Origin of the sequence: Brevibacterium sp. S22, assembly GCF_004745485.1 — a bacterium.
Lineage (GTDB): Bacteria > Actinomycetota > Actinomycetes > Actinomycetales > Brevibacteriaceae > Brevibacterium.
Map to the genome: position 1 here is coordinate 23,656 of NZ_RHFG01000034.1, position 9,973 is coordinate 33,628.

5 protein-coding genes are annotated in these 9,973 nt (G+C 62.9%); 2 read left to right on the plus strand and 3 right to left on the minus strand.

The genetic code is table 11. The features are described from left to right. Positions 1-277 precede the first annotated feature (277 nt). A complete protein-coding gene (locus EB835_RS18280) occupies positions 278-3,931 on the plus strand; it encodes a choice-of-anchor G family protein (RefSeq protein ID WP_168216784.1) in 3,654 nt (1,217 codons plus the stop codon). A gap of 114 nt (positions 3,932-4,045) precedes the next feature. Here EB835_RS18280 and dgt read toward each other — a convergent pair whose 3' ends face one another. Beyond that, positions 4,046-5,575: a deoxyguanosinetriphosphate triphosphohydrolase family protein gene (gene dgt, locus EB835_RS18285; RefSeq protein WP_135810875.1), complete on the minus strand. Its 1,530-nt coding sequence runs from the start codon at positions 5,573-5,575 to the stop codon at positions 4,046-4,048. Positions 5,576-5,840: 265 nt separating this feature from the next. Further along, complete coding sequence (locus EB835_RS18290; protein ID WP_135810876.1) at positions 5,841-6,446, minus strand: TetR/AcrR family transcriptional regulator C-terminal domain-containing protein; 606 nt, start codon at positions 6,444-6,446, stop codon at positions 5,841-5,843. Between the two features lie 69 nt (positions 6,447-6,515). Here EB835_RS18290 and EB835_RS18295 point away from each other — a divergent pair, with 69 nt between their 5' ends. Then, a complete protein-coding gene (locus tag EB835_RS18295; protein ID WP_135810877.1) occupies positions 6,516-7,478 on the plus strand; it encodes a quinone oxidoreductase family protein in 963 nt (320 codons plus the stop codon). A gap of 131 nt (positions 7,479-7,609) precedes the next feature. On the opposite strand, the gene helR is transcribed toward EB835_RS18295, so the two are convergent. Then, positions 7,610-9,793: an RNA polymerase recycling motor ATPase HelR gene (helR, locus tag EB835_RS18300; RefSeq protein WP_135810878.1), complete on the minus strand. Its 2,184-nt coding sequence runs from the start codon at positions 9,791-9,793 to the stop codon at positions 7,610-7,612. Between the last annotated feature and the right edge of the window lie 180 nt (positions 9,794-9,973).

The window sequence follows — 9,973 nt, forward strand, 5'->3', positions numbered from 1 at the left end:
CGCGGCATTTTTGAGGTCGATGAATTCACCGATGGATCACAAACCTGTCACCGGGCGTTTTACTGATTGAGACAAGCGTGAGGTGAGCCGCGTCGGCTATCCGCAACTTCCACCGGGTTCTACCTGAGCGTAACTATAACGACGATGTAACTTTTCTGATGATTCACTGATTACTTTTTGGTTACTCCGTAATGTTGTGAGCGATCTGCCAGGAAACTGCCCGTTTCCGTCCAGGCCATGCTTGGAAATGATCAGGATCCGAACGATGTGGAGAACCATGAGAATACTGAGAGGCCGGCCCGGAACCGGTCGCAAGATCGCTGTGGGGTCGGTCGCCGCCGCGACAGCAGTGGGGTTGACGCTGCTGACGACGTCGCCCGGCTCTGCCGATGAGCAGAACCCTAACGAAGACTCAGAAGCCTATGGGCAGCTGATCGAAAGTGACCTGCTTGGCACTCAGCTTGCTGATGTCGCTTCCGCGTACAGCAGCTCGCCGAACAGCACGGACGAAGTCGCTACTCCTCTAAATGTCGAAGCGCTGAGCGCTCTCGACTTGGAGCTCGGTAATGGTCTCTCATTGCCTTTGGTTAGCAGCCCGGGCGGGGAAGGCCTGCTAGATCTCGGTGAAGTGGGTGCACTTAACGCCTATGGGCATGCCCCCACTTACGATTCTGCCAAGGCGAGTGCCGGTGCCGTTGGCTCTGATGGAGCACTCAACCTCGACCCCGATAATCCAGGCGAATTCGGCAACGCAAAGGTCAATCTTACTGACCTTCTTTCACAGCTCGATGTCGATGCACTTTCGGATCAGATTATTGATGAACTCTCCCTCGAGCTGGGTGCCCTGGGTTCAACGGCCGAGGCAACCGGCAACGACGTTGACTCCGAATATGTCGTGGCCGATGCGAAGTTCAACTTGTCCAGCCCCCTTGCGAGCGGCGTCGCGGGGACTCTTGACGATACGCTCAATGGGGTCGGAGATACGCTGAACAGTGCAACAAGTTCAGATGGTGCCCTCGGCCGCCTGATGAGCGACCTCGACCTCAACGCGACCGTCTTGGGTCTCGGGGTCACAGCGAGTACAGGGACCATTGGAGTTGACGGCCTCGATTCGGCTTTGTCTGACCTCAGTGACGAATTGATCAATGAGCCGCTCGTCGACGACAACGAGATCGTTTCGATCAACCTCGGTACGGGCGAAGTGACTGTTGACGTGGCGAAGGCTGCAGGCGATAACGGCCTGAACGGCCTGAACGCCAACACCCAACTTCTGAACAACGACACGATCACGAACATCACCGAAGCGATCGACAATGCGCTCGGAACGTTGACGACGAAAGTGACCGACGGAGTCACCAAGGTTCTCAACAACGCGTCCGTGACATTGGATCTGAACGCCAACCTCCGGCTAGCACTGCTGAACACAGGCGCCGATATCGTGATCGAGACAACGCTTGGCCAGCTCGCCGGCACCGACACTGACTCCGATCCGGATATCTCGATTACCACGAACAGCAGTGGAATTCTCGACCAGATCCTCCGCACTCTCGGACTCAACATTGATGAGCTCGGCGAACGTCTGGTCACTCCTCTTGTCAACCAGTTGGTAGATGCACTCGGCACGACTGTTGGAACCGTGATCGATGGAGTCGGCGACGATTTAGCAAATAACCTCGACGGCATCATCAGCCCTGTCGTAGATGGCCTCAGCGGAGTCTTCGATAGTCTCAACCTCGTCGCTGATGTCACAATCAACGAGCAGCCTACTGCGAAGGAACCTGCGCAGGAGAGTGAAGTCAACGGCGACAATGGTCCTGGCTTCACCGTCAATGCCGTGAGTCTGGAGCTACTACCAACTGTCGATGCAGTCGACATCAACCTGGCCTCGTCCTCGGTCCGTGCGACCGCGGACGCACCGGATCCGGGCGATGACGATGCGAACACCAACGCAGCGGCCTCGGCATCAGCTTCGGCTGATGCTGACGGTGATAACAACCCCGCCGCTCAGGCCGCATCCGAGGCAGCCGCCGACAACAACGCCGACAACACGGCATCGGCTGCAGCCGACGAGAACGCCGAAGCCGCCGCAGAATCGGCAGCGGCCGAGGACGCTTCGTCCGAAGCCTCTGCTGACTCAACGTCGGATGAGAACGCTTCATCGACGACCGCTTCGCAGGCCGCGGCGAACGCAGACAACACCGACAACACGAATGCGGAATCCTCAGCCGCAGCGGATGCCAACCCTGCAGCAGCCGCTTCAGCGGCCTCGACGGCAGATTCGTCAGCGACGGCTTCGGAGAACGCTGCGGCAAACGCCAACGCCGATCCGACGTCCGAGGCCACGGCTGACACAGCAACTGAAGCAGATGCGAACGTGAATGCAGCAGCTTCGGCTTCCGCATCCGCTGACGCAGACGATGATGGCGATCCGGCCGCGCAGGCCGCCGCTCAGGCAGCCGCCGACAACGATGCCAACACCACGGCATCGGCAGCAGCCGACGAGAACGCCGAAGCAGCTGCGGAATCCGCTGCCAACGAAGAGGCCTCCTCGGAGACCTCGGCGGATGCGACATCGGATCCCAACGCCTCGGCCCAGCAGGCAGCCAACGCCGCCGCAACCGCCGACAACGAGGATTCGACGAACGCAGACGCCTCGGCCGCAGCAAATGCCAACGCCGGTGCCGCCGCTTCGGCAGCATCGACCGCGGACTCCTCCTCGGAAGCCTCCGCTGCTGCGGCGGCTGACGCTGATGGCTCGGACACGGCAGAGGCGGATACTGCCGCCGACACCGACGGAAACGAGAACGTCAACGCAGCCGCCTCGGCTTCGGCTTCGTCCAATGCCGACGACAACGGCAATGCGGTCGCAGAGGCCGCCGCTCAGGCAGCCGCCGACAACGATGCCAACACCACGGCATCGGCAGCAGCCGACGAGAACGCCGAAGCCGCCGCGGAATCCGCCGCCAACGAAGAGGCCTCCTCGGAGACCTCGGCGGATGCGACATCGGATCCCAACGCCTCGGCCCAGCAGGCAGCCAACGCCGCCGCAACCGCCGACAACGAGGATTCGACGAACGCGAATGCTTCGGCCGCGGCTAACGCCGATCCGGCAGCAGCTGCATCCGCAGCATCGACGGCGGACTCATCGTCGGAGGCTTCTGCCAACGCAGCGGCTGACGCCGACGGCGGAGATGGAGCCGCAGCCAACGCTTCGGCCGACCCGGACGACGATGCCAACGTAGATGCAGCGGCCTCGGCTTCGGCGTCTGCCACGGTCGACGCCGACGGCGACAACGATCCTGCTGCCCAGGCCGCTGCTCAGGCAGCCGCCGACAACGATGCCAACACCACGGCATCGGCAGCAGCCGACGAGAACGCCGAAGCCGCCGCGGAATCCGCCGCCAACGAAGAGGCCTCTTCAGAGACCTCGGCGGACGCGACATCGGATCCCAACGCCTCGGCCCAGCAGGCAGCCAACGCCGCCGCAAACGCCGACAACTCGGATGACAGCAACGCACAGGCATCTGCCGCTGCGAACGCTAACGCCGGTGCCGCCGCTTCGGCAGCATCGACCGCGGACTCCTCCTCGGAGGCATCCGCTTCGGCAGCAGCTGACGGTGCAGAGGCGAACGCCTCGGCTAACGGCGACGAGGCCAACGCTTCGTCGGCAGACGACGCGAATGAGGCGTCGGCTGATTCGGACCAGGCCGCCTCGGCCAACGCCGGATCGTCGGCCAGCTCCTCGGCCGGTGCCAATGCTTCGGCCGGTTCGAGCACGAACGCCTCGGGCAGCAGCGATGGCGGAGATCTGCCGCGGACGGGTACCGACGGTATCCCGGCCATGGTCGGATTCGCAGCGCTGCTCCTCGCCGGAGGTGCCGCAGCGGTTTGGGCAACCCGCCGCTACCGCGCCTCGGCAGGCAAGCACTGAGGGTGACCCAGCTCAGACACTGAGCTGACGCCACAACGGCGGGGTCGGAGTGAGAACTCCGGCCCCGCCGTTTGCGTGCCCGCCGCTTCCCTGGAAACGGAAACGCCCCTGAGCCTACAACCCGCGCCCGGCCTCCCACGGCTCTTCCGAAGCGCCGGTGATCAAGGCGTTGACCGACATCGCCTGCGCATCGGTGAACGAGGCGATGTAGTCCACGACCGCCCGCGCCCGGCCACGTCGCACGATCCCCGCAGCGCCCTCCTCCCCCAGTGCCGCAGGATTGCGCGCATACAGGTCGGAATACTCCTGCGTGGCCGCCTCGACGGAATCGACGAGCCGCCGCGGAATCCGCGTCGCCTCCTCAGGGTCGAGCAGCCATTCGTGGAACCCCTCGACCAGGGAGGCGATGATGCGGGTCTGCCCACGCTGATACACGGCCAGGTCAGACCGTTCGAGCACGAACCGCGAATGCACGAACTTCAGCACCACGACATCGTGCCAAGCCTCCTGGCTCAGTCGCACATGACCGCTGCGGATATGCGGCTCCGGGTCGATGACGATGGAGGCCTGCAGCCGATCGATCCACCGCCGGGTGAACCCGGTGACCGCCCGATCCGCCTCCAGTCCCCCGTCGTAGGGAACACCGAGCAGCCCTTCGACCAGATCCCGATTGACCCGCTCCACCGACGCCCGGAACGCCTCTTCCGACGCGATCCACGGGTCCTTCTCCCGCGTATGCCGCCGGATCGCCTCGAGCGCATGCCCGGGCCGCCGCCGATCCAATTCCGCGGAGTCGAGCGACGCCAACTCCTGACAGTCGCGCAGCCAGCGTCCGAGCTCAGCGGACACCGCCGTGTACTGCAGCACGTTCGACCGGTAGAAATCGTCCAGATCGTGCACCGCATACGCAATATCGTCGGCGACATCCATGACCGCGCACTCGAGCGTCTGCTGATACTTCCCGATCGCCGGGAACACCGACAGCACGTCCGCCATCTCCTCGACCTCGGTGGCGTAGGCGGAGAACTTCATCGCTCCCGCACTGACTTCATCGCCGACCCCGCGCGGCATCCGCGCCGCCGACGATGCCTGATCCCCACGCCATTCCCCGCGCTCCCACGGATACTTGAGCACCGCGGCCCGAATCGCACGGGTGAGGTTGAGACCGCGCGCCGTGGCCTCACAGCTGTCGAGGGCAGTGAGAATCCGAAACGTCTGCGCGTTCCCCTCGAACCCGTCATCGAGGCGCAGCACTTGCCGCGACACCCGATCGAGTTCCTTCTCGCCGAGGTGGCCGAACGGTGGGTGCCCCAGATCGTGGGCGGCCGCGGCCGCCTGGACGACAACTGGATCACAGCCGCCGAGGTGGCTGACCGTTTCGCGGGTCCGTTCGTCAGCGTTATTCAACGTGATCGCAATCGACCGGGCCACCGCGGAGACCTTGAGCGAATGGGTCAGCCGATTATGGATGACGGTACCGGAGCCGGCCTGCGGGATGACCTGGGTGACCGAGGCCAGGCGGGAGAAGAACGGGGAGAACCGGATCCGTTCGATATCGACGCGGAACTCGTCCTCTCCGGGGCGGGCCGCCTCGGCGACGTTGCGTTCGCGACCTCCGGTGGTGTGAAATCTCTGTCGTTCCATGAACTCAGACTACCGATTTCAGGCCTTAAGCGAATGCGGATTCCGTGACACCGAGGCGTCGTGCCCCTGCAATCACGCCAAGGCCAAACTCGGACCTGTCGAGATACCGAACCGGGACCGCAGTGTCCGTACAGCTGCACACCACCCATTCGTTCCGTGGACACCGGGAGCAGGCGGAGTAGTCTGCGAACACAGATACACACCGGGCGCACCAAAGCTCACGGACGACGATCGTCAGTCCCGACTGATGTGTTGCGTTTTCAGATCAGTCGGCGAGTGAGGCGAGGATGAGTTGGAGACTCTCTCGGTAAAGATCCTCGAGGGTGGCACCGTCGGCGAAGTAATCGGCAATCGCCTTGGTGAGGAGTGGGTATCGCGCAGCGATCTCACTCGCTTCAAGGGGCGAGGCGGCACTGGAGTCGACGGCACCAGACTGTTCTTCAAGGGCAACACCCAGAGTGAATCGTTCAATGAGGAGAACGAGCAACCGAGCTTGGTGCAGAGGCATGTGGGGGACGAGAACGCTCATCACGTGTTCCGAGAAGTCGGCCATTGCTGGTGATAGCTGTGCCGCGGATACAACCCGAGCCCCGTCGCGGTGGGCAAGCAGCGCGGCTCGGAACCGAACGGCGGCGTCGAGCAGCCACTCCCGCCAGTCGACGCACATCGAGTCGGGGAGGGTGTTGAGAGGGGAGAGGATGCCATCGCCGAGGTGGGCGAGTAGTTCAGCCTTATTGCGGATGTGCCAGTACAAGGTCGGAGCCTGTACGTCGAGACGGGAGGCAAGTCGACGCAGGGTCAGTCCGTCCAGTCCATCCTCATCGAGAAGTGCAAATGCCTCTCGTACGATCAGGTCTTGATTGAGCGCCACAGTAGTCCCTTCCGAATTGCCTCTTACGCTGTTAGAGTAACGTATCTAACGGTGTTAGAGAGGAGTGAGATGAAGGCTGCTGTGGTTCATGAGATTGGCAACCTCCCGCGTTACGAAGACTTTCCCGATCCCATTCCCGGCGATGGCGAGGTGATGATCGATGTCAAGGCAGTCGCGGTTGAGAACCTGGATCGCGAAATCGTTGCAGGACATCACTTCTCCTCCGGTGCATTTGCCCAGGCGTTGCCAGCTATTCCCTGCTTCGACGGTGTGGGAACGCTGCAGGATGGAACGCTGGTCGGTTTTGGCGGAGTACGTCCACCTTACGGCGCACTTGCCCAGCGTGTTGTCGTGGCTGAAGAGCATGTGTCCCCCGTACCGGATGGCCTCGAACCGGCTGTCGCCGTTGTTCTTGCCTCTGCTGTTACCGGTTTCACGATCAGCACTGCAGGTGACTTCGAGCCGGGAAAGACAGTGCTCGTACAAGGAGCTACTGGCGTGGCCGGACGCCTCGCCGTTCAGATTGCGCGCAAACTCGGTGCTGGCCGGATCGTCGCGACTGGGCGACGCGAGGACGCCCTGCGCGAGGCGGCTCTGCTAGGTGCTGATGCGACCATCAATACCGCGGTTTCCGATGAGGAACTTGTGGCAGCGTTCCGAGAGCACTCGGGCGACGGCTACGATATCGTGCTTGACTTCCTCTGGGGCAGGCCCGCAGAACTATTACTTCATGCGCTGACTCCGGAAGAACTCGGATTCGTCAAGCCGACGCGAATCGTCCAGGTCGGATCCAGTGCGGGTGAATCTCTTACTGTCCCTGCCGCCGCCGTGCGAACCTCCGGGGTCGAACTCGTCGGTGCCACCAAGGGGCTCGGACCTGAGTCGATGGCTGCCGCTTACAAACGGGCCGCAGGCTGGGCACATGACGGCGAACTCGTGTTTAACATCGAGCGCGTGCCGCTGAGTCAGATCGAATCCGCCTGGACACGCACTGACCTTGCGGGCAAGCGTTTAGTTGTCATTGCGGGATAGGCTCACCGCGACAATTCCACCAGTTGAATTGATGTTGGTTGCCGCGGTGGCGGTTGAATTCTGCCCTGGTTTTTTGCAAACGACTACTGCAACTGGCAGCCGCTCAATCCAACAATCAACCGTTGCGCCGACTATTTGTATACGGCTCCCCGCTGACGACTCGGAGGCACACCGTCCGTTGCTATCACCAGCTCAGCGGTCGCCCGGGTCATCGACACATAACGATCCACACCACCCTGTATTCCGGTGCCGAAACCGTCCGGGTCCACGAGAATCACCAGATCGAATTCCAATCCTTTGACCTCGGCAGGAGCCATTACGCTGACTCTCTCAGCCTCCGCGAAGCTCCACGCGGCCGGTGACACTGTGATGACACAGACGGTTCCCTCGCGGTGAGAGTCCAACCACGTGCCGGCCAGTGATGACACTTCGTCCACACTGCAGGATCCGACTGCACTTCCTGAATCCCGCACCGACTGCGGGACGTTTGCATGCGGGAGGACGGCACGGATCACCGGCTCTGCCGCGGCCATGACCTCAGCGGGGGTGCGGTAGTTGATGCTGAGATGGACCTCGTTGACGGTGAGGCCGAGCTCGCTCATCCTCTCGTCCCAGCTCTGGGCGAATCCGTGTCGTGCCTGCGCCCGATCGCCGACGATGGTGAAGCTCTTCGACGGACACCGGTCGAGGAGCATGTGCCACTGTGCATCGGTGAGCTCCTGCGCCTCGTCGACGATGATGTGGCCGAAGGGTCCGGCCAGACGATCAGTGCTGGGAGTCTCTCGCCCTGAGGGGTTGTCCAGTGCGCCTCGCAGATCGTCGCCCTTGAGCATCGTCATCTGCATCAGTTCGCTGTCATCTGCGGCGATGAGGTCGTCGACGACGTCGGCCATCCGAGCCTGTTCGGCCGCGGCCTCCGACGCAGCACGCCGCCTCCTGCGCAGATCGGCCGGATCGCCGATGCGGCGCCTGGCAGCGTCGATGAGCGGGACATCGGCTTTCGTCCAGGCTCTGGGTTCGGCGCGCTGAAGGCATGCAGTCTCCGTCTCGGTCAGGTCGGGAGCGGCCAGGCTCAGATAGGCCGGAACGCTCCACAGATCGCCCACGATGTCCAAGGGGTCGAGGATCGGCCAGACGGCGGTCAGGGTTGCTCGCAGGTCGGGGTCCTGACTGAGGAAGCGGCGAACCTCCAGCGGTTCGGCGTCCTCATCGGCATCGACGACCGATTCGGTGAGAATCTCCAGCAGTTCGTCCCAGATCTGATCACGAGCCGAGTTGTGATCGACGTCCGCATCGATCGAGGTGAATGCCGCCGCCCAATCGCCTGGTGTGACCGTGAGGTCACCGCTGACAGTGTCGATGACCATGGCGGTGGTGGGCGGTTCCTCGTAGATGCTCACCGCTCGGTCGATGACCGCACCGGGGTTCAGATTCGCCTTGAGGACGGTGCTGTCATCGTCGTCATCGTCGGTGGGCCTCTCCTGGATCAGGTCGTCAAGCGTGCACAGACGGACACCGTCTTCGCCGAGGCGGGGCAGAACGTCATCGACATATGACAGATATGTGTGGTTGGGGCCGATGAAGAGCAGTCCTCCGCCCCTGACGATGCTGGGGTCGCTGTAGAGGAGGTAGGCGGCACGGTGCAGGGCGACCACCGTCTTTCCGGTCCCGGGCCCTCCGTCGACGACCATCGGCGCATCGGCCGGGGCACGGATGATCGCGTCCTGGTCGGTCTGGATGGTGGAGAGGACATCGTGCATCTTCGCTGAACGGCTCGTGCCCAGTGAGGCGATGAACGCCGACTGATCGTCCAGGGACGCAGTGTCGTCGACGGTCGCCGAGGTGAATCGTTCGTCCCAGTAGTCCGAGATCAGGCCGTTCGCCCAGCGATAGCGGCGCCGTGTGGACAACCCCATCGGGGAGGCGAGTGTGGCGGCGAAGAACGGCTTGGCCATGGGCGTCCGCCAGTCGATGAGCAGGGCGCGCCCATCCTCGTCGCGCAAGCCGATACGACCGATGTAGACGGTGTCTCCGGACTCAGCAAACACCATTCGTCCCAGGCAGACATCGAGGTCGAAGCGGCGCAGCAGGTTCAGCTCGGACGACAGTCGGTGGATCGCGGTGTCCCGTTCGAGTGCTGCTTCGCCGCCACCTCCAGAGGACCGGCGGAGGTCAGCGAGGCGGGCCTCGAGAGTGGCGGCTTCACGGTCGAGTTGACTGGCGATGCGGGCGAAGTGCTGATCATCGGCGGCGATGAGATCCGCGGTCGTTTTAGCGGACAGTCGGGAAGGCAGGTCAAAGACAGTGGCGGGCACACGGGCTCCTTGCTCGGAAGAGTGAAGACACCATTGTTCCCCCTGACCAGGGCCCCTGAAGCCTCATTGCAATACCTCCGGGAAAGAAACATCGTTGCCTCAGAGGAAAACCTCCGGCACAGCAGGGTCGTTGCCTCAGATGAGAACCTCCGGAAGTTCACCCGTGTTCCCAGAACCGGT

Excerpts from the sequence above, each read along its gene's own strand:
- EB835_RS18280 (WP_168216784.1), top strand. The coding sequence starts at position 278 with ATGAGAATACTGAGAGGCCGGCCCGGAACCGGTCGCAAGATCGCTGTG.
- dgt (WP_135810875.1), bottom strand. The coding sequence starts at position 5,575 with ATGGAACGACAGAGATTTCACACCACCGGAGGTCGCGAACGCAACGTC.
- EB835_RS18295 (WP_135810877.1), top strand. The coding sequence starts at position 6,516 with ATGAAGGCTGCTGTGGTTCATGAGATTGGCAACCTCCCGCGTTACGAA.